Origin of the sequence: Erwinia sp. LJJL01 (genome assembly GCF_047300805.2) — a bacterium.
Lineage (GTDB): Bacteria > Pseudomonadota > Gammaproteobacteria > Enterobacterales > Enterobacteriaceae > Erwinia > Erwinia aphidicola.
In genome coordinates this window covers 542,079-561,266 of the sequence record NZ_CP178576.1, presented here as the reverse complement: position 1 = coordinate 561,266, position 19,188 = coordinate 542,079, and the positions used below count along the sequence as shown (strand labels likewise).

15 protein-coding genes are annotated in these 19,188 nt (G+C 57.3%); 9 read left to right on the top strand and 6 right to left on the bottom strand.

Annotated features, from left to right (window positions below; genetic code table 11):
* Window positions 1-2 precede the first annotated feature (2 nt).
* Window positions 3-2,063, bottom strand: a complete 2,061-nt coding sequence (gene ppk1, locus ACLI4M_RS03350; protein ID WP_048915206.1) for a polyphosphate kinase 1 — start codon at window positions 2,061-2,063, stop codon at window positions 3-5.
* A 143-nt stretch (window positions 2,064-2,206) separates the two neighbouring features.
* Between ppk1 and ACLI4M_RS03345 the strand changes: the two genes are divergently transcribed.
* The 3 genes from ACLI4M_RS03345 to pstB are packed head-to-tail and all read left to right on the top strand — an operon-like array spanning window position 2,207 to window position 6,802.
* The gene (locus tag ACLI4M_RS03345; RefSeq protein ID WP_133623085.1) at window positions 2,207-4,363 is read left to right on the top strand and encodes an ABC transporter permease subunit; all 2,157 of its coding nucleotides are present in this window, start codon (window positions 2,207-2,209) and stop codon (window positions 4,361-4,363) included.
* Window positions 4,360-6,009 (top strand): phosphate ABC transporter permease PstA, encoded by a 1,650-nt coding sequence (gene pstA / locus ACLI4M_RS03340; protein ID WP_048915208.1) that lies wholly within the window; start codon window positions 4,360-4,362, stop codon window positions 6,007-6,009. The genes ACLI4M_RS03345 and pstA overlap by 4 nt, the downstream gene beginning before the upstream one ends.
* Before the next feature lie 13 nt (window positions 6,010-6,022).
* Window positions 6,023-6,802 carry a phosphate ABC transporter ATP-binding protein PstB gene (pstB, locus tag ACLI4M_RS03335; protein ID WP_099754794.1) on the top strand — a complete coding sequence of 260 codons (780 nt, stop codon included), beginning with the start codon at window positions 6,023-6,025 and terminating at the stop codon, window positions 6,800-6,802.
* Between the two features lie 28 nt (window positions 6,803-6,830).
* On the opposite strand, the gene purN is transcribed toward pstB, so the two are convergent.
* Together purN and purM are read right to left on the bottom strand one after the other, a co-directional pair.
* Window positions 6,831-7,469 carry a phosphoribosylglycinamide formyltransferase gene (gene purN, locus ACLI4M_RS03330; RefSeq protein WP_048915210.1) on the bottom strand — a complete coding sequence of 213 codons (639 nt, stop codon included), beginning with the start codon at window positions 7,467-7,469 and terminating at the stop codon, window positions 6,831-6,833.
* Window positions 7,466-8,506: a phosphoribosylformylglycinamidine cyclo-ligase gene (purM, locus tag ACLI4M_RS03325; RefSeq protein WP_133623086.1), complete on the bottom strand. Its 1,041-nt coding sequence runs from the start codon at window positions 8,504-8,506 to the stop codon at window positions 7,466-7,468. The genes purN and purM overlap by 4 nt, the downstream gene beginning before the upstream one ends.
* A gap of 244 nt (window positions 8,507-8,750) precedes the next feature.
* Here purM and upp point away from each other — a divergent pair, with 244 nt between their 5' ends.
* Window positions 8,751-9,377, top strand: coding sequence for a uracil phosphoribosyltransferase (gene upp, locus ACLI4M_RS03320; protein ID WP_048915212.1), 627 nt, complete (start codon window positions 8,751-8,753; stop codon window positions 9,375-9,377).
* A 248-nt stretch (window positions 9,378-9,625) separates the two neighbouring features.
* Window positions 9,626-10,915 carry a uracil permease gene (gene uraA / locus ACLI4M_RS03315; protein ID WP_133623087.1) on the top strand — a complete coding sequence of 430 codons (1,290 nt, stop codon included), beginning with the start codon at window positions 9,626-9,628 and terminating at the stop codon, window positions 10,913-10,915.
* A 43-nt stretch (window positions 10,916-10,958) separates the two neighbouring features.
* Here the strand turns inward: uraA and ACLI4M_RS03310 are convergent, their stop codons facing one another.
* Complete coding sequence (locus tag ACLI4M_RS03310; protein ID WP_133623088.1) at window positions 10,959-12,020, bottom strand: haloacid dehalogenase-like hydrolase; 1,062 nt, start codon at window positions 12,018-12,020, stop codon at window positions 10,959-10,961.
* Between the two features lie 200 nt (window positions 12,021-12,220).
* Between ACLI4M_RS03310 and hda the strand changes: the two genes are divergently transcribed.
* Window positions 12,221-12,928 carry a DnaA inactivator Hda gene (gene hda / locus ACLI4M_RS03305; RefSeq protein WP_048915215.1) on the top strand — a complete coding sequence of 236 codons (708 nt, stop codon included), beginning with the start codon at window positions 12,221-12,223 and terminating at the stop codon, window positions 12,926-12,928.
* Here hda and arsC read toward each other — a convergent pair.
* Together arsC and ACLI4M_RS03295 are read right to left on the bottom strand one after the other, a co-directional pair.
* Entirely contained in the window at window positions 12,918-13,286 is a 369-nt protein-coding gene (gene arsC / locus ACLI4M_RS03300; protein WP_133623089.1) for an arsenate reductase (glutaredoxin), read from the bottom strand. The genes hda and arsC overlap by 11 nt on opposite strands.
* 11 nt (window positions 13,287-13,297) lie before the next feature.
* A complete protein-coding gene (locus tag ACLI4M_RS03295) occupies window positions 13,298-14,761 on the bottom strand; it encodes a beta-barrel assembly-enhancing protease (RefSeq protein ID WP_099754797.1) in 1,464 nt (487 codons plus the stop codon).
* A gap of 672 nt (window positions 14,762-15,433) precedes the next feature.
* Here ACLI4M_RS03295 and ACLI4M_RS03290 point away from each other — a divergent pair.
* The 3 genes from ACLI4M_RS03290 (at window position 15,434) to ACLI4M_RS03280 (ending at window position 19,138) form a co-directional block, all read left to right on the top strand.
* A complete protein-coding gene (locus tag ACLI4M_RS03290) occupies window positions 15,434-16,036 on the top strand; it encodes a DsrE family protein (protein ID WP_048915218.1) in 603 nt (200 codons plus the stop codon).
* 343 nt (window positions 16,037-16,379) lie between these two features.
* Window positions 16,380-17,990, top strand: coding sequence for a sensor domain-containing diguanylate cyclase (locus ACLI4M_RS03285; protein ID WP_133623090.1), 1,611 nt, complete (start codon window positions 16,380-16,382; stop codon window positions 17,988-17,990).
* A gap of 89 nt (window positions 17,991-18,079) precedes the next feature.
* A complete protein-coding gene (locus ACLI4M_RS03280; RefSeq protein ID WP_133623091.1) occupies window positions 18,080-19,138 on the top strand; it encodes an AI-2E family transporter in 1,059 nt (352 codons plus the stop codon).
* The last annotated feature ends 50 nt before the right edge of the window (window positions 19,139-19,188 follow it).

The following is a 19,188-nucleotide window of genomic DNA, read 5'->3' as shown; positions in this document are numbered from 1 at the left end:
GATTAATCAGGTTGCTCAAGTGATTTAATGTAATCGTAGATGGCCAGCTGGGCGCGCACCTTGCGGCGGTTACCGCGTGGAACATAGCGGTTGCTCAACTCTTTATCGACGAAACGGGCCTTCAGCGTATCACTTAACAGGATGGCGATAATATCCAGGATGCGCTGTTTCAGAATAGGGTCAAGGATGGCGACGGCCACTTCGATGCGATAATCGATGTTGCGTGTCATCCAGTCAGCGGACGAGAGGAACACTTTTTTATCGCCGCCGTTATCAAAAATATAGACGCGATCGTGTTCCAGGTAGCGGTCGACAATACTAATAACGCGAATATTTTCGCTGATGCCTTCCAGATTCGGGATCAGCGAGCACATGCCGCGCACCAGCAGTTCGACCTTCACACCCACGCTGGACGCGGTATAAAGGCGGTCCACCAGGCCTTTGTCGACCAGGTTGTTAATCTTCAGCGTGATACCGGCAGGAATGCCTTTCTGCGCATTGGCGATCTCATTATCAATCAGCTGATACAGCATCTTGCGCGAGTTCTGCGGCGAGACCATCAGATGTTCGAAAGTTACCGGGCGATACGGGTTTTCGATAAAGTTAAACACCCGGCGCACTTCGTTGGTGATACGCGCATCGGCGGTCAGCAGCGAGTAGTCGGTATAAATACGCGCGGTTTTTTCGTTAAAGTTACCGGTGCCGATATGCGCATAGCGCGCAATCTCGCCGTTTTCATGGCGCGAAATGAGGAACAGCTTGGCGTGAATCTTCAGGCCAGGCGCGGAGAAGATCACATGCACGCCGGCTTCGGTCAGCCGCTTGGCCCAGTGAATATTGGCCTCTTCATCGAAGCGCGCCTGAAGCTCCACCACCACGGTGACTTTCTTGCCGTTATAGGCGGCGTGGATCATCGCATCGATAATGCGTGAGTCTTTCGCCACGCGGTAGATATTGATTTTGATCGCCAGCACCGCTGGGTCAAAGGAGGCCTGGCGCAGCAGCTCCAGCACGTGCTCAAAGGTGTGATAAGGGTAGTAGAGCAGCACATCGCGATTACGGATGGCGTCAAAGCCATTGCGGAAGCGGTCAAACCAGATATGGCGCAGCTGCGGCAGCGGTTTATTGACCAGGTTCGCTTTGCCCACGTTTGGGAAGCCAATAAAGTCTTTAAAATTATGGTAGCGGCCGCCGGGAACAATCGAGTCATAGTTGGTGATGTTGAGCTTTTTACCCAGCATTTGCACCATGGCATCCGGCATATCGCGCTGATAAACAAAGCGCACGGGTTCGGCCGTCAGGCGCTGCTTCAGGCTGGAAGACATCAGCTCCAGCAGGCTCGACTCCATCTCGGTGACCAAATCATATTCCGCATCGCGCGTCATCTTCATCGAGTAGGCGTTAAGCGCGTCGTAGTCGAAGAAGCCACGGAAAATATCGCCCAGGCAGTAGCGCAGGATGTTATCCAGCAGGATCATCGGCTTGCGGCGGCGCGGCGTCTCCGGTGGCAGATTAACGAAGCGCGGCACTTTATCGGAGGGGATCTCCAGCAGCGCATAGCGAATATCTTCGCCGCGAATAATCTCCACTGCCAGATAGGTGTAGTCGTCTTTCAGGAACTCAATCAGGTCAGTGTCGTGGTTAATCAGGATCGGAGTAATGTGCTGGCGCAGATGGTGCTTAAAGTAGTGGCGCAGCCAGCTCTGCTGATTGGGGGAGAGCTGGCGTTCATTAATCAGGAAGATTTGGTTACGCGCCATCTCCAGCAGCAGGTCATTGTAGAGGCTGTCGAACTCCTGATCGGCTTTCAGTACGCGCGCCTGGATTTTTTTTAGCAGGTGGCGCGGCGTATTTGGGGAGCCTTGCTCCTCGCCGATCAGAATGCGGCGTTTCAGGTCTGCAAAGCGGACTTTATAAAACTCTTCCAGATTATTGGAATAGATACCCAGAAAGCGCATACGCTCAATCAGCGGGTTAGTTTTATCGGCAGCTTCCTGCAACACGCGTTCATTGAAGGATAACCAACTTAACTCTTTCTCTATATACAGCTTTTCCTGACCCATTTTTACTCCGTTGGCTGATTCAGGATGAAGGTATCCATTGTTCTGCAACATTATGGCGAGAGTATGGCAGCATTGTCCAACGCCCGGTGAATGTTGATTGTCTTATTAACTACATACGGGCAACATAGCGGCTTCGAAGCACAATGGAAACCCACGTTGATATGACTGACCGCCCAATCCCTGTTCACGACAACGCCGGGCGCCGCCGCTTTATCGATCGGCTGACGCGGCGCGTGGTCACGGCATGCGGTGTGGCCATTCTACTGGTAATGATGCTGCTGTTTTTCTGGCTGATTTGGGTCGTCGTTCCGCTGTTCGTCTCCCCCGCGATCCACGCCGGAAACGAAATCAAACTGTGGCAACATCAGCCTGCGGTTGCGCTGGGGATGGACCGGCAGCAGCAATGGGGCTGGCGCATTGATAATCAGGGCAACGGCTATTTTATCCCGCTGAATGCGGAGCCGCCGATGAGCCCGTTCCCGCTAATGCGCAGCGCGGTCAGAGCCAGCAGCAGTAGCGATAACGGCAGCACGCTGCTGCTGTCAGCACAGGGCTCAATGGTGCTGGTAAAACCTGAGTTTATCCCCGGTGAAGCGCCGCGCTGGAAGTTCCCGCTGGGCGATCTGCCGCTCTCCAGCGGTGAAACGACCATCAACCAGTTCAGCCTGGCGCAAAGTGGTGAAAACCGCTGGCAGGTGGCGCTGGCGACTCCCGACCATATCACGCTATGGCAGCTGCAATCCCAGCTCCCTGCACAAAATTATCGTCTGGACATCCGCGACGTCAGCCAGCTGCTGCTGTCACCGGATGGCCGCCTGCTGTTTGCGCTGGCCGGTTCACAGCTGCGCGTCTGGAACATCGGCAGCGGCGCGCCTCAACTGCGCGACGTGCTGACGCTGACGCAGCCGGTGAAAAGCATCGCGATGCTGAGCGGCGGCAGTTCGCTACTGATCGCCGATGAAGACGGCATCAGCCAGTGGTTTGATATCGCCAGCCCGAGTGGCCCGCACCTGCGCCAGATCCGCCGTTTTGCCGGGGCAGAGTGGCAGCCGCTGATCGTCACTGAAGCACACCGCCGGGTGTTTGCCACGCTTAGCCCGCAGGGCGAGCTTAAGCTGTTTGCCAGCAAGCAGCAGGGAGCCATCCTCAGCCATCAGCTCACACCGGGTATCACCCGAGCGCAGTTCTCTCCGGAAGGCGATGGGCTGCTGGTGGAGCGGGACGGGCGCTGGCAGCACTTTCAGCTGACCAATCCATGGCCGGACATCAGCTGGCGTAGCCTGTGGCAGAAAGTCTGGTACGAGCACTATCCTTCCCCGGACTATGTCTGGCAGTCGACCTCTGCCAATGACTACTATCAGGGGAAATACAGCCTGGTGCCGATGGTGGTGGGAACCCTGAAAGCCGCCGGGCTGGCGATGCTGTTTGCCACGCCGCTGGCGCTGGCAGCGGCGATGTACACCGCCTGGTTTATGACGCCGGCACTGCGGCGCTGGGTCAAACCGGCCATCGAGATGATGGGGGCGCTGCCCAGCGTGGTGATCGGCCTGATCGCCGGGTTGTGGCTGGCGCCGCGTATTGCCGACAGGCTTCCCGGCGTGCTGCTGCTGCCGCTGGCGCTGGCCGCCGTGCTGCTGCTGTGCGGCTGGGCAATGCAAAAATTACCGGCGCACTGGCGCAAGCGCTGGCTGTCCGAAGGGCGTGAAGTGCTGATCCTGCTGCCGGTCCTGCTGCTGACCGCCGCGGCAACGCTGTGGCTGGTGCCGCTGGTCACCCAGGCGCTGTGGGGGCAGCAGTTGGCTGACGTCATCAGCACCCGTTATCAGCAGCGCAATCTGCTGGTGGCCGGGGTGGCGATGGGCTTTGCGCTGGTGCCGCTGATCTTTACCCTGGCGGAAGATGCCATCTTCAGCGTTCCGGCGGAACTCGGGCAAGGCTCGCTGGCGCTGGGGGCGACGCAGTGGCAAACCCTGACGCGCGTGGTGCTGCCGGGAGCTTCCTCCGGCATCTTTGCCGCATTAATGATTGGCTTTGGTCGCGCGATAGGAGAAACCATGATCGTGCTGATGGCGACAGGCAATACTCCGGTGACGCACGGCGGCCTGTTCGAGGGGCTGCGCTCGCTGGCAGCGAACGTGGCGGTGGAGATGCCTGAAGCCGCGGCGGGTAGCGCTCACTATCGTATTCTGTTCCTGTCTGCGCTGGTGCTGCTGGTGTTCACCCTGGTGGTCAATACCCTTGCGGAGATGGTGCGTCAGCGCCTGCGCCAGCGTTACAGCCAGCAGGAGATTCAGGGATGATCAACGCGGCACGCAATAATCACCGCTGGCGCTGGCTGACCGGCGGCGCGGTAGCGCTCAGCCTGCTGGCTTTCCTGCTGTTGATTGCGCTGCTGGCCTGGCAGGGGCTGCGCTATTTCTGGCCGCAGCCGCTGGTGCAGTTCACGCTGAAAACGGCGCACGGTGAGGTGCAGATGCTGGGCGAAGTGGCGCAACAGCAGACGGTCTCGCGCCAGCAGCTTCTGGCCAGCGGGCAGCCGCTGGTAGGGGAGACGCCGGAACAGGTTACGCGCTATCTGATCAAAACCGGCAACCGCGATTTTAACGCGCCGGATTTTCACACTCTTCTCTCCAGCCAGATTGTGCAGCAGGATAAGCCGGGCCAGGCGATCGTGCTGCAGCGGCGCAGCGGCGGCAACGCCTACGGCTGGTTTGACGGCCTGCTGGAAGATAACCAGCCGCTGACGGCACAGGATCTCGGCCAGGCGCTGCAGCAGCGTTTAGTGCAGACGCGCCAGCGTATCGAGGAAGCGGAAAAGCTGCGCCGGGTGAATATGGCGCGGCTAAATGCGCAGATGGAAGAGCTGGAGCGCCAGCGGCAGAAGCAGCGCGACGAGCAGCGCTACACGGCGGAGGCGCAGTCGATGTATGAGGCAGACCGTGCCGAACTGCAGCGCCAGTTTGGCCGCCAGGCCGCACGTCTGTCGGCACTGCAGCGTGAAAGTAACAGTACCGTGCTGCTGTTGCGCGATGCAGGCGGCGTGCAGCATCCGATCTCCCTGGCGCAGATTGTCGCTGCCTGGCAGCCGAATGCCATGACGCTGGCGCAGAAGTGGCAGCATTTCGGCAGCCAGCTATGGCACTTCGTCAGCGACGCTAAAGGTGACAGCCAGGGCGACGGCGGCATCTTCCCGGCGATCTTTGGCACCGTGCTGATGGTATTGCTGATGTCGGTGGTGGTGATGCCGCTCGGCGTGATTGCCGCCGTCTGGCTGCACGAGTACGCCGGGCGCAACCTGCTGACGCGGCTGGTGCGCATTGCCGTGGTTAATCTGGCCGGCGTGCCGTCGATTGTCTATGGCGTGTTTGGCCTCGGGTTCTTTGTCTGGCTGATGGGCGGTAGCCTCGACCGCCTGTTCTTCGCCTCGTCGTTGCCGAACCCGACCTTTGGTACACCGGGGCTGCTGTGGGCTTCGCTGACGCTGGCTCTGCTGACCCTGCCGGTGGTAATTGTTGCCACCGAAGAGGGGCTGTCGCGCATTCCGCCCTCGCTGCGCCAGGGCTCCCTCGCGCTCGGCGCAACGCGGGCAGAGACCCTGTGGCACGTCACGCTGCCGCTGGCGTTACCGGCGATGCTGACCGGGCTGATTCTGGCCGTCGCGCGCGCCGCCGGGGAGACCGCGCCGCTGATGCTGGTCGGCGTGGTGAAGATGGTGCCCGAGCTGCCGATTGACTCACTGTTCCCTTATTTACATCTCGATCGTAAATTTATGCATCTCGGCTTTCAGATTTACGATCTGGCTTTTCAAAGCCCCAATGCCGAAGCTGACCGCCCGCTGGTGTTTGCCACCGCGCTGCTGCTGGTATTGCTGATTCTGGGCTTAAATTTAATGGCGATGGTCCTGCGCCATCGTCTGCGCGAGCGCTACCGTGCGCTGATGCATTAACACGGAATTCTTTATGACCAATGTCACCTTTGACGATGCGGATACCGCGCTGGAGCTGGATAAACTCAGCCTGTGGTACGGGAAAAAACCCGCCCTGAATGCCATCAGCCTGCGGGTGCCGAAAAATCGCATCACCGCGTTAATCGGCCCCTCAGGCTGCGGCAAATCGACCCTGCTGCGCTGCTTTAACCGCATGAATGATACGATTGACGGCTGCCGTATCGAAGGGGATATTCGGCTGCAGCAGCACTCAATCCTCGCCCCGCAGCAGGATCTCTCAGCGCTGCGCCGCCGCGTGGGGATGGTGTTCCAGCGTCCTAACCCGTTCCCCAAAACCATCTATGACAACGTGGTGTATGGCCTGCGCCTGCAGGGCGTGCGTGACCGACGCGTACTGGATGAAGCGGTGGAGCGGGCGCTGCGGGCGGCGGCACTGTGGCCGGAAGTGAAAGATAATCTGTGGCAGAATGCGCTGACGCTCTCCAGCGGGCAGCAGCAGCGGCTGGTGATCGCCCGGGCGATAGCGATTGAGCCAGAAATCTTACTGCTGGATGAGCCAACGTCGGCGCTCGATCCCATCTCCACGCTGGTGATTGAGGAGCTGATGAGCACGTTGAAGCAGCACTTCACGCTGATTCTGGTCACCCATAACATGCAGCAGGCTGCCCGCGTGTCGGACTATACCGCGTTTATGCATCAGGGAAGTGTGGTGGAGTTTGGTCTGACCGACGAACTGTTTACTGCGCCGCGTCAGCGCCGTACGGAAGATTATATTACCGGCAGATATGGCTAGGGGTCGGGCATGCCCGACCCGCAAACGCTTATTCGAACGCATGCCCTTCAACAGGCAGTTGCTGGCCGTCCAGCCACGCCGCACCCTCGCGCATCGCCAGACGACCATCAACAAACCAGCTCACCACCAACGGGTAGATCGCGTGTTCCTGATGCTGCACGCGCGCCGTGACATCCTCTTCGCTGTCGTCGCTGAATACCGGCACTTTCGCCTGCAAAATCACCGGACCGCCGTCCAGCTCTTCCGTGACAAAATGCACCGAGGTGCCATGCTCTTCATCGCCATTTTCAATCGCCTGGCGATGGGTGTGCAGACCGGGATATTTGGGCAGCAGGGAAGGGTGGATATTCAGCATCCGTCCGGCGTAGCGCTGGACGAATTCGGCGCTGAGGATGCGCATATAGCCGGCTAAGACCACCAGATCGGGCGCATAGGCGTCGATCTCCAGCATCAGCTGACGATCAAACGCGGCGCGGTCAGCAAATTGCGCAGCCGCCAGCGCATGCGCCGGCACTTCTGCTGCGCGCGCGCGTTCCAGCCCAAAAGCCTCAGCTTTGTTGCTGAAAACGGCAGCGACGCTGCCGTTGATCCGTCCCTGCTGGCAGGCGTCCAGGATTGCCTGTAAGTTGCTTCCATTACCGGAAACCAGCACGACTATGCGCTTCATGCGTTAATAACCACACGTTCTTCAGAGTCAGAGGCTTTGATCACGCCGATTTTCCACGCTTTCTCGCCGGCATCATTCATCAGCTTTACGGCCTTATCGGCTTCAGCCGCGCTCAGCGCGATCACCATGCCGACGCCGCAGTTGAAGGTGCGGTACATTTCGAAGCTGCTAACGTTACCCGCCTGCTGCATCCAGCCAAACACCGCTGGCCACTCCCAGCTTGACTCTTCGAGCACGGCCTGGGTGTTATCCGGCAGGACGCGCGGGATGTTTTCCCAGAAGCCGCCGCCGGTCAGGTGGGCGATGGCGTGAACATCAACCTGTTCGATCAGGCTCAGGATGTTTTTCACGTAGATGCGGGTCGGTGCCAGCAGGTGGTCAGAGAGTGATTTGCCTGCAAGCGTCGTGGTTTCCGGGTCAGTGTTGCTGACTTCCAGAATCTTACGCACCAGCGAGTAGCCGTTAGAGTGCGGGCCGCTGGAACCCAGGGCAATCAGCACGTCGCCATCGGTCACTTTGCTGCCGTCGATGATTTCGGATTTCTCAACCACACCGACGCAGAAGCCGGCCACGTCGTAGTCTTCGCCGTGGTACATGCCCGGCATTTCAGCGGTTTCGCCGCCTACCAGCGCACAGCCAGACTGTGAACAGCCTTCAGCGATGCCGGTGATAACGCTGGCTGCGGTATCCACATCCAGTTTGCCGGTGGCATAATAATCAAGGAAAAACAGGGGCTCAGCACCCTGAACCACCAGATCGTTAACGCACATCGCGACCAGGTCGATACCGATGGTATCGTGGCGTTTCAGGTCCATCGCCAGACGCAGCTTGGTGCCGACGCCGTCAGTGCCGGAAACCAGAATCGGTTCGCGGTATTTTTGCGGCAGTGCACAAAGCGCACCGAAACCGCCCAGTCCACCCATCACTTCCGGGCGACGAGTCTTTTTCACTACGCCTTTGATACGGTCGACTAAAGCATTACCCGCATCGATATCTACGCCGGCGTCTTTATAGCTGAGAGAGGTTTTGTCGGTCACTGCGAATCCCCACGCGGTTTGCGGTTGGTGTGGTGGTAAAAATAAAGCGCCGCAATTCTAACAGTGCAGGCAAACGTTTGCGAGTGCCTTCTTGCACGCATTGCAGATAGCCGGATTTTAGCTAATCCTTAGGAATAATGCTGAGGGTGTGCAAACTATTGCACTAAGTCATATGGCGCCGCGCCTAAATGGCGCTATAATCTCGCGATTTTTTTTTGCAGCTTAACACTCCGGGAGTACAACAATGAAGATCGTGGAAGTCAAACACCCGCTGGTCAAACATAAACTGGGTCTGATGCGTGAACATGACGTAAGCACCAAACGTTTCCGTGAACTCGCGTCAGAAGTGGGAAGTCTGCTGACTTATGAAGCCACCGCCGATCTGGAAACTGAAAAGGTCACTATCGAAGGCTGGAACGGTCCGGTAGAAATCGATCAGATCAAAGGTAAGAAAATTACCGTGGTGCCAATCCTGCGTGCCGGTCTCGGCATGATGGAAGGGGTGCTGGAGCACGTACCGAGTGCGCGCATCAGCGTGGTTGGCGTCTATCGTGATGAAGAGACGCTGGAGCCGGTGCCCTATTTCCAGAAGCTGGTCTCCAACATTGAAGAGCGCATGGCGCTGGTGGTAGACCCCATGCTGGCAACCGGTGGTTCGATGATCGCCACCATCGACCTGCTGAAGAAAGCGGGCTGTACCAGCATCAAGGTGCTGGTGCTGGTTGCGGCACCGGAAGGGCTGGCGGCGCTGGAGAAAGCGCACGCGGATGTGGAAGTGTACACCGCGTCCATCGACCAGGGCCTGAACGAGAAGGGTTATATTATCCCTGGCCTGGGCGATGCCGGCGATAAGATTTTTGGTACTAAATAATTTTGCTACGGGCGAGGCATGCCTCGCCCGTACGACAGAATCTACCGGGTTCAATCAGCATTTTATCTGATGTGTTTTGTAGGGGGCGGGCGCGCCCGACCCGAAAGCTACGACAAAATGTACCGGGTTCAATCAGCATTTTATCTGATGTGTTTTGTAGGGGGCGGGCACGCCCGACCCGCAAGCGTTAAACCGACCGCAGAGTCGGTTTTTTTATAGCAAAGGCAAACTCAAGGGGTAACAACATCATGACGCGTCGCGCAATTGGCGTAAGCGAGCGGCCACCGCTGCTGCAAACCATTCCACTTAGCTTCCAACACCTGTTCGCTATGTTTGGCGCCACCGTGCTGGTGCCGATCCTGTTCCATATCAACCCGGCCACGGTACTGTTGTTCAACGGTATCGGCACGCTGCTGTATCTGTTTATCTGTAAAGGTAAAATCCCGGCCTACCTCGGTTCCAGCTTCGCCTTTATCTCCCCGGTGCTGTTGCTGCTGCCGCTGGGCTATGAAGTGGCGCTGGGCGGTTTTATCATGTGCGGCGTGCTGTTCTGCCTGGTGGCGCTGATTGTCAAAAAGGCCGGTACCGGCTGGCTGGACGTGATGTTTCCCCCGGCAGCCATGGGCGCGATTGTGGCGGTTATCGGGCTGGAACTGGCGGGCGTGGCGGCAAATATGGCCGGTCTGCTGCCGGCGGATGGCACTTCACCCGACAGTAAAACCGTGATTATCTCGATGGTGACGCTGGGCGTGACTATCTTCGGTTCGGTGATGTTCCGCGGCTTTATGGCGATTATCCCGATTCTGATCGGCGTGCTGGTTGGTTACGCGCTCTCTTATGGCATGGGCATCGTCGACTGGACGCCGGTGCGTGAAGCCCACTGGTTTGCGCTGCCAACGTTCTACACCCCGCGCTTTGAGTGGTATGCCATCTTTACCATCCTGCCAGCGGCGCTGGTGGTGATTGCCGAGCATATCGGTCACCTGGTGGTCACGGCCAACATCGTGAAAAAAGATCTGCTGAAAGATCCGGGCCTGCATCGTTCGATGTTTGCCAACGGCGTCTCGACCATTTTCTCCGGCTTCTTCGGCTCCACGCCGAATACCACCTACGGCGAGAATATTGGCGTAATGGCGATCACCCGCGTGTACAGCACCTGGGTGATCGGCGGCGCGGCGATACTGGCGATCCTGCTCTCCTGCGTGGGCAAGCTGGCGGCGGCTATTCAGGCGATCCCGGTGCCGGTAATGGGCGGCGTTTCGCTGCTGCTGTATGGGGTGATCGGCGCTTCCGGTATCCGCGTGCTGATTGAGTCGAAAGTGGATTACAACAAAGCGCAGAACCTGATCCTCACCTCGGTGATCCTGATTATCGGCGTAAGCGGGGCGAAGGTGCATATTGGCGCGGCTGAGCTGAAAGGCATGGCGCTGGCGACCGTAGTGGGCGTTGGGCTTAGCCTGATCTTCAAGGTGATCAGCCTGTGCAGCCGCGAAGAAGAGGTGATCGACGTCCCTGACGAACGCACGGACGGTAAGTAAGGGATTGTAAGGGCGAGCTTTATGCTCGCCCTTAACGTAACGACTATTCCAGCCGCTGCTGCTGCACCACTATCCAGTTTTTATCGGCATCAGGGGTTACCCCTGCCTGCTGTTGCTCACTGACCATCTTTTTAATCAGCCCATCGAGCTTTTTACGCGTATTGTCACTGCGGCTAATCCACAGTCGCTGCCCGCCGCTGGCCACATCAGTGCTGTTGAGCAGCATGTAAGTATCTGAATAGAGGGTGTCTCCGCCAACCAGAATCGGTTTGCGCCACTGATCGATGTACGCCAGCATGCTGCCCGCTTTACCTTCATACCAGGTCATTGGGTTCATCAGATAGGAGGTCATCTGCAACTGCTGATTCTGTTCGGGCCGGTAGCGGCCCTCGCGGATCTGTTTGCGTGCGGTCGTGAGTTCGCCAGTGACGGTATTTCGTAGCAGGGTATTGATACCTAATACATTTTCCGCTTTAACGTTATAGCCATAGTGAGGGTCGCTAGCCACCATGCGCGCCAGCTCCTCATGTGCGGCGCTCATGATATACACGCGGATACCGTTCTCCTGCAGTTTGGCAAAAAGCTCCTGCATGCCGCGCAGCATTCTCGGCGGCTCTACCGCCGTAATGATCTGCTGACCCTCCTGATTAAGGGAGGCCGGGATAGCCGCCTGCTGCGCCAGCATGGCATCCACCTGCTGCTTCAGCTGCTGCAAAGTAAAACCGGAAAAAATCTGTGCTGCCCAGGGATAGCAAATCAGCTCATCAATATGACAAAGGCGGTGATAATAGCTGTAAAGGCTCTCGGGTTTGCCCGGCAGGTCGTTGAAAGGGATCAGCTTAAGCGCAGGATCGAGCGTCTCCCGCGTCAGCAGTTTCTGATTCTCCAGCCACGGTATTAACGCCTCTTCCAGATCGTTCTTATAGGTGGTGTTATCCATATCGAACACCGCATAGTTGCCTTTGTTACGATGCTGTTCGATCAGCTGATTCAGTTTGTCCGCCTGCGGCTGCGGCCAGTGCTGCAGCTCGGTGGCCTGGCTTGCGAGACAGGCTAACAGGCCGGCAGTGAGGATACTCAGGCGAATTTTGCGGGTGACCGGCATATAACGACTCCATGTTATTGAATAAAAAAACTGGCCCAAGGCTAATGATTTTTAAACCATTATGCTATCCAGTAAGCGCTAATCGCACTTTTTGCCGCGTATTGTGACGATCCGCGACGATCGCTGACCGCTAAGCGTTTCATGATCCTGACCGAGTTGTGTTAGAATTTTTCGCGATTTCTGCCTGCCAAAACCCTGAGGTGATTCTGAACACGCCGGCACAGCTTTCATTGCCACTTTACCTGCCCGACGACGAAACCTTCGCCAGCTTCTGGCCGGGGGAAAATCCGTCGCTGCTGGCTGCGCTGCAGGGCGCTCTGCATCAGGAACACGGTAGCTACTTCTATTTCTGGTCACGTGAAGGTGGCGGGCGCAGCCATCTGCTGCACGCGGCCTGCGCGGAACTGTCGGCCAAAGGCGAAGCGGTGGGCTATGTGCCGCTGGATAAGCGCACCTGGTTTGTGCCGGAAGTGCTGGACGGCATGGAGCAGCTGGCGCTGATCTGCATCGATAATATTGAGTGCATTGCCGGGGATGAACCCTGGGAGATGGCGATCTTCGACCTGTATAACCGCATTCTGGAAACTGGAAAAACCCGGCTGCTGATCACCGGGGATCGCCCACCGCGCCAGCTTAACCTCAAGCTGGCCGATCTGGCTTCGCGCCTCGACTGGGGCCAGATCTATAAACTGCAGCCGCTCTCCGACGAAGATAAGCTGCAGGCGCTACAGCTGCGTGCCCGCCTGCGCGGATTCGAACTGCCGGAAGACGTTGGCCGCTTCCTGCTTAAACGTCTCGATCGTGAGATGCGCACGCTGTTTTTGACGCTCGATCAGCTGGATCGCGCATCAATCAGCGCTCAGCGCAAGCTGACCATCCCGTTTGTTAAAGAAGCCCTCAGCCTTTAGAACGCAATAAAATCTCCAGCACCTGCTCAGGCGGGCGGCCGATGCGCGCCTGGCCGTTGGCCACCACAATTGGCCGCTCAATCAGCTTCGGTTCTGCCACCATCGCCGCCAGCAGCTGCTGCTCGCTCAGGCTAATATCCCCGAGTCCGGCCGCTTTGTAAGCTTCCTCTTTATGACGCATGAGCTGGCGTGCGCTGCTGAAACCCAGCTGCTGCAGGAGCGCTTGCAGCGTGGCGCTATCCGGTGGCGTCTCCAGGTAGAGGATCACTTCGGGTTCAATGCCGTGCGCCTGCAGCAGCGCCAGGGTTTCGCGGCTTTTGGAGCAGCGTGGATTGTGGTAAATCTGTACTTCAGCCATTCATCCTCTCCTTATGATTTCTGATACTGGCGGAAACGTTCCTGTAAATGGCGCAGCTGATCGATACGGGCGTCGTAACGCGCCTGTTTCAGGCTGCCAAGCGGCACGGCGGCGCTGGCGCTGCTCAGGCTGCGGATCGCCTGGTCGAGCTGGCCGGCCAGCGCCAGGCTCTCGGCGCGCGCGGCCTGCTCTTCATCGCTCAGACCCTGCGCGGCAGAAGCCTGAGCCAGCAGGTCCCAGCCGTTAGGATCGTCCTTATTTGCCCAGGTGTAGCGGTACAGTACTTTGCTGGCATTAGCAGGCTGTTTCGCTTCGACATAGGCGTTCGCCAGGTTGATCTGCAATACCGGGATCGTATTGACGCCTTTCACCGCCAGCAGGCGGTTAATGGCCTGCTGCGGCTGTTTCAGCCCGATATCAATGTCGGTCATGATATCGAGATACCAGACGTTATCCGGCTGCTTTGCCAGCAGCGGGGTGATGATATTGCGCGCTTCGGCAAATTTATTCTCGCCCAGCAACAGCACGGCTTTACCATAGTGCGCGGCGGCCTGTTCACGGCTGTTGCCGTGCGACAGTGGGGTCAGCAGATCGTCATTTAGCTGGTTCTGCCCGGTGGAGAACATGCCCAGCGCCCTGACTTTTGCCATATAGAAATCCTGTGAGGATTGCACCACTACCGGCTTCATCTGATTGGCACGGTTGCGCGCATCGGCGAGGCGGCTGTCGGGCAGCGGGTGCGTCAGCAGTATTTCCGGTGGTTTGGAGGCGAAGCGCGACTCATCCGCCAGCTTTTGCAGAAAGTTTGGCATGGCTTCCGGGTCAAATCCGGAGCGCTGAAGCACCTGAATGCCAATACGGTCGGCTTCCTGTTCGTTCTGCTGGGTAAAGCTGATCATCCCCTGCTGAGTTCCGGCCAGCGTGCCGGTCAGCGCCGCCATTCCGGCCTGCGGGCTGGCCATCGCCAGCAGAATTGAACCCAGCGCACCCACCCAGGTAAGCGGGGCGTTGCGCTGCTGATCTTCCATCGCACGCGCCAGATGGCGCTGGGTCACGTGCGAGATTTCGTGCGCCATTACCGAAGCCAGCTGGCTTTCATTATCGGCGTAGCGGAACAGCGCAGAGTGCAGCACCACATTGCCGCCGAAGAAGGCGAAGGCGTTAATTTCATCATTACGGATCAGGAAGAAATGGAACGGGGTTTTGACTGACCAGGCATGGGACACCAGGCGCTGGCCGAGGCCGTTAATATACTGATTTAACAGCGGGTCATTGATGATTGGCGCACTGGCGCGCAGCTGGCGCACGTAGAAATCGCCCATTGCCAGTTCCTGATTAATCGACAGGGTTCCGCCCGCGGTGGTGCCAATATCCGGTAGATTATCGCTCACGTCCGCACGTGCTGGCAGCGTCTGGGCTGCGAGCAGCGTCACTATCAGGGAAGCCAGCAGGCCTCGGTTGAATCGGATTAACATATCGCAATCCCTAACAAGGAAGTCCAGATTTTGACCGGCAAAGTGCCGAAATGTTCTTCTGCGGGCATAAGATAGCCACACTAAGAAGCCATCTTAACCAGTGCCCGTGGGGAATGAAATGCCTTAATTACCGCTGTTGCACCTGCCGGGGCGTGCAGGGTGGGATTTTGCGGTAAAAAACTGAACGCAGCGGATAGCCAGCCGCAGCACTAATCGACTGCTGGCGTTAAAGAAGTTGTCGGGGCATTGCCCCTCTTTGTTTAAAGTTAGGTAAATTTATTCAAATTTACTGATAGTGGCATGCCGTTTGATAGGGGTTACTCTGAAAAATTGCCCGAGGCGGTTGCCGTAAAATTTTCTATTACTTAAATTAAATTTTATCGGCATCGCATGATGAGTAAATCATCAGATCCAGCGATTAAAACAGACATAGGGTTCAGGCATGCCTGAACCTTTCAATTAAGGTCGAGGCATGCCTCGACCCTACGGATTACATTGGCTTTATTGGCATCACTAATGAAGTCAGGAAAGGTCATTTTAGCTATACAGTAGTAAATGCATATTATTTCAATATGAAACTAATAAGCCACCAGGCGGAAAATAGCCGGTAAAGCTTTCCCTAAAGCCTGTGTTATATCTCACTCATTACTGTGCTCTTACGGAGAAGTGGTTATGCGTCCTGTGGTTTCTTATGTCCTGATTGCGGCTGTAGCTGGTTTTGTCGGCGCCAGCTTTTCTAAAGCGCCTGAACTGATCGATAAAATTGCCAGTCGTGCCGATCCGGCCAGCGACCCGGCGGGTTTCTGGTCGACGCCAGCGATTGAAGGCTATGGCAAAATGCACTACGAGCCGAACGTGGCTTACAAGCCGAACGTCAACGACAGCAATAAAATCGTCTTCCAGATAACCAAAGCGGAGAACGGCCCGAACGATCCGAACCTCGGTTTGGAGCGCGTGGCGCGCGTGGTTAATCTGTACGTGGCTTCCGGCGTTCCAGCAGAAAAACTGAAGTTTGTGGTTTCGGTCACCGGCGACGGCACGCCAGCAATGCTGAACAACGAGCAGTATCATAAGCAGTTCGGTATGGATAACCCGAACCTGAAGCTGATTGCTGCGCTGCGCGAGAAGGGCGTGGACGTATCGGTGTGCGACCAGTCCGTGGCTTTCCACCACTATAAACCCGAGTGGATTGATAAATCCGTTACCCATGCGCTCTCCAGCCCGACGACCGTTTCCACCCTCGAAAACCAGGGCTACGCCTTCCTGTCAATGTAACCCCGCGCTGCGGGCCAACTGGCCCGCTTCTTCTGATAAATTCCTTTTTCGATTTAAGTGAAATATTTCCTGGCCCTGATAGCGTCAGATTATTCCCAAAATGGCTGAGAGGTGTACAATTGGCAGGTGCTTTACCAGGGCATAACTCGCACTTTTAAACATACCCTCCATCTTGCACGCTGCAGGTGTGTTGGCTGCACTCGCTCACCCCGGTCACTTACTGGAGTAAGCTCCCGGGGATCCCCTCACTTGCCGCCTTCCTGCAACATGAAATTTTTTGGGTATCAACGCGCATAAAAAATTATAAGGCGCTGATGATGATGCTTCTCACCGAGGTGAGTCCATGCTGAGGCTTACCCGCCCCAAAACGGACTTGCGCACGCTAATAACCTTGCTGGCGGTCGCCAGCATTGTGATCACTCTCGCCAATTCTCTGTACGCCAGCTGGCGTGTGCAGCGCGATGTGCTGATCGGTAATACGCTGGAAGCCAACCGGGTTTACGCCACCAAGCTGGCGTCGACCACCGAGGTGTTTTTCCAGCTGGCGCAATCACAGCTCTCTTACAGCGCTAAAGTGCTGGGCAGCGGGCTGGAAGATGACGACAGGCTACAGCAGGAAGTGGATCGCCTGCGCGAGCAAACCAACAGCTTTAACTCGGTGGTGATTGTTGATGCTAACGGCTGGGTGCGCGCTATTTCGCCGGAATCACTGATGCTGAAGGGCATGCACCTCAGTTCAGCTGCGGCAAAACAGGCGCTGGCCGAGCGCAAACCGCTGATCAGCCAGCCGAGCATGTCTGCCGCCAATAATCTGCTGGTGTTTGTCTCCTGGCCGATCTGGTCAAAAACCGGCACGTATCTCGGCTATGTTGGCGGCTCTATCTATCTGAAGAAAAAAAGCATTCTGAACGTGCTGCTCGGTGAGCAGTTCTATCGTGATGGCTCAACGCTGTACGTCATCGACGGTAAAAATCAGGTGCTGTATCACCAGGACCGTCAGATGGTCGGCAAAACCATCAACCCGTTAATCAGCAATGACCAGCGCAGCAAAGCCAGCAACGGCAACAGGGAAGTTAGCGCTGATAATGGTGAGGCGATGCTGGCAGGTTACGCTAACGTCCCGACCGCTGGCTGGACCATCGTCACGCTCAAGCCGAGGCTGGCTACGCTGGCGCCGCTCAACAGCCTGCTGCTGCAGGTGCTGAAACATTCGGTGCCGTTTGCTCTGCTGACGCTGATTCTGGCCCTGATCCTCGCCCAGCGCATTGCGCTACCGCTGTGGCAGCTGGCGCGTAAAGCCAGCCAGATGGATACGCAAAACGTTTCGAAAGAGATCAACAGCATCCGCTCCTGGTATTACGAAGCCTCGCAGATTAAGCGGGCAATGCTGGCGGGGATCGCCCTGATGCAGGACAAAATCGGCCGACTGAAAAGCGAAGTGCAGACCGACCCGATGACCGAACTGCTGAATCGCCGTGGCCTGAATGCGGTGCTGGAATACTTCCAGGCCACCAGCCAGTCGTTCGCGGTACTGGCGCTGGATATCGACTACTTTAAGCGCGTTAATGACACCTTTGGTCATGATGCGGGCGATACGGTGATTAAAACCGTGGCGCGCCAGCTGCAGCAGGGGGCCAGACAGACTGATGTCATCTGTCGTAACGGCGGCGAAGAGTTTCTGATGATCCTGCCGGGCGCCGATCGCGAAGTGGCCATGATGATCGCGGAGCGCGTGCGCTGCCGTATTGAAGGGTTCGATCTGGAGCAGGTCGGGCATATCACCATTTCTGTCGGAGTGGCATTCTGGGCCGCGAAAAATGCCGTCGCCATGGAGCACACCTTCAAGCAGGCGGATGATGCGCTTTACCGGGCTAAAAACGCCGGGCGCAATCAGGTGATTGTGGCAAAAAACAGCACCGAACAGCCTGCAGTTGTACAGCCCCTTCCGCATTAAGCGTTCGCGCGCAGCGCCCCAGACGACACTGCAGGGGCGCTGCGTTTCAGGTACACTTTCCCCCACTCATTCTCAGGCAAGGACTTACCATGCTGGAACTTATAATGCAGTGGTATCGCCGCCGTTTTAGCGATCCCCAGGCCATTGCGCTGCTGGCGATCCTGATCGCTGCTTTCTGCATCCTGTTTTTCTTTAATGGCCTGCTGGCGCCGCTGCTGGTGGCAATCGTATTGGCTTTCCTGCTGGAGTGGCCCACGGTCAGGCTCGAGCGGCTTGGCTGCTCGCGTACCTGGGCGGTGACGCTGGTACTGATCGTCTTTGCCACCCTGATCCTGATATTGCTGCTGGTGGTGGTGCCGGTCGCCTGGCAGCAGGGCATCAACCTCGCCCATGAGATGCCGACCATGCTGACGCGGCTGTATCAGTTCGCTACCCGTCTGCCGGAGCGTTTCCCAACGCTGATGGATGTCGGCATTATCGATATTGTGGTGGAAAATCTGCGCAGCCGCCTGAGCGGCATGGGCGACCAGCTGGTGAAATATTCTCTGGCTTCGCTGGTTGGGCTGATGACGCTGGCTATCTATCTGGTGCTGGTGCCGCTGATGGTGTTTTTCCTGCTGAAGGACAAAGATCAGATGCTGGACGCCATTCGCCGCGTGCTGCCGCGCAATCGCGGTCTTGCCGGGCAGGTATGGGTTGAGATGAACCAGCAGGTGTCGAACTACATTCGCGGCAAGGTGCTGGAGATGGTGGTGGTCGGCATCGCCAGCTGGATTGGCTTCCTCGCTATCGGTATGAACTATGCGCTGCTGATGGGCGTGCTGGTCGGTATCTCGGTGCTGATCCCCTACGTCGGGGCAATGGCGGTCACCATTCCGGTGATTGGCGTGGGGCTGGGCCAGTGGGGGCTGTCCGGAGATTTCTGGACCATGATTATCGTCTATCTGGTAATTCAGGCGCTGGATGGCAATGTACTGGTGCCGATACTGTTCTCAGAAGCGGTAAACCTGCATCCGCTGGTGATCATTCTGTCGGTGGTGATTTTCGGCGGGCTATGGGGGTTCTGGGGGGTGTTCTTTGCCATACCGCTCGCCACGCTGGTGAAAGCGGTGGTGCATGCCTGGCCGGATGAACTGGCTAAATTGTAGAAGGTTTATCAAGGGCCGATCGAAAAGACGATCGGCCCCGACGTTTGCGG

Bases quoted from the DNA above. Each gene is read 5' to 3' on its own strand.
- ACLI4M_RS03280 (WP_133623091.1), top strand. From the start codon at position 18,080: ATGCTGGAACTTATAATGCAGTGGTATCGCCGCCGTTTTAGCGATCCC.
- ACLI4M_RS03310 (WP_133623088.1), bottom strand. From the start codon at position 12,020: ATGCCGGTCACCCGCAAAATTCGCCTGAGTATCCTCACTGCCGGCCTG.
- ACLI4M_RS03290 (WP_048915218.1), top strand. From the start codon at position 15,434: ATGCGTCCTGTGGTTTCTTATGTCCTGATTGCGGCTGTAGCTGGTTTT.
- pstB (WP_099754794.1), top strand. From the start codon at position 6,023: ATGACCAATGTCACCTTTGACGATGCGGATACCGCGCTGGAGCTGGAT.
- ACLI4M_RS03345 (WP_133623085.1), top strand. From the start codon at position 2,207: ATGGAAACCCACGTTGATATGACTGACCGCCCAATCCCTGTTCACGAC.
- arsC (WP_133623089.1), bottom strand. From the start codon at position 13,286: ATGGCTGAAGTACAGATTTACCACAATCCACGCTGCTCCAAAAGCCGC.
- ACLI4M_RS03295 (WP_099754797.1), bottom strand. From the start codon at position 14,761: ATGTTAATCCGATTCAACCGAGGCCTGCTGGCTTCCCTGATAGTGACG.
- uraA (WP_133623087.1), top strand. From the start codon at position 9,626: ATGACGCGTCGCGCAATTGGCGTAAGCGAGCGGCCACCGCTGCTGCAA.
- upp (WP_048915212.1), top strand. From the start codon at position 8,751: ATGAAGATCGTGGAAGTCAAACACCCGCTGGTCAAACATAAACTGGGT.
- pstA (WP_048915208.1), top strand. From the start codon at position 4,360: ATGATCAACGCGGCACGCAATAATCACCGCTGGCGCTGGCTGACCGGC.
- ppk1 (WP_048915206.1), bottom strand. From the start codon at position 2,063: ATGGGTCAGGAAAAGCTGTATATAGAGAAAGAGTTAAGTTGGTTATCC.
- ACLI4M_RS03285 (WP_133623090.1), top strand. From the start codon at position 16,380: ATGCTGAGGCTTACCCGCCCCAAAACGGACTTGCGCACGCTAATAACC.
- purN (WP_048915210.1), bottom strand. From the start codon at position 7,469: ATGAAGCGCATAGTCGTGCTGGTTTCCGGTAATGGAAGCAACTTACAG.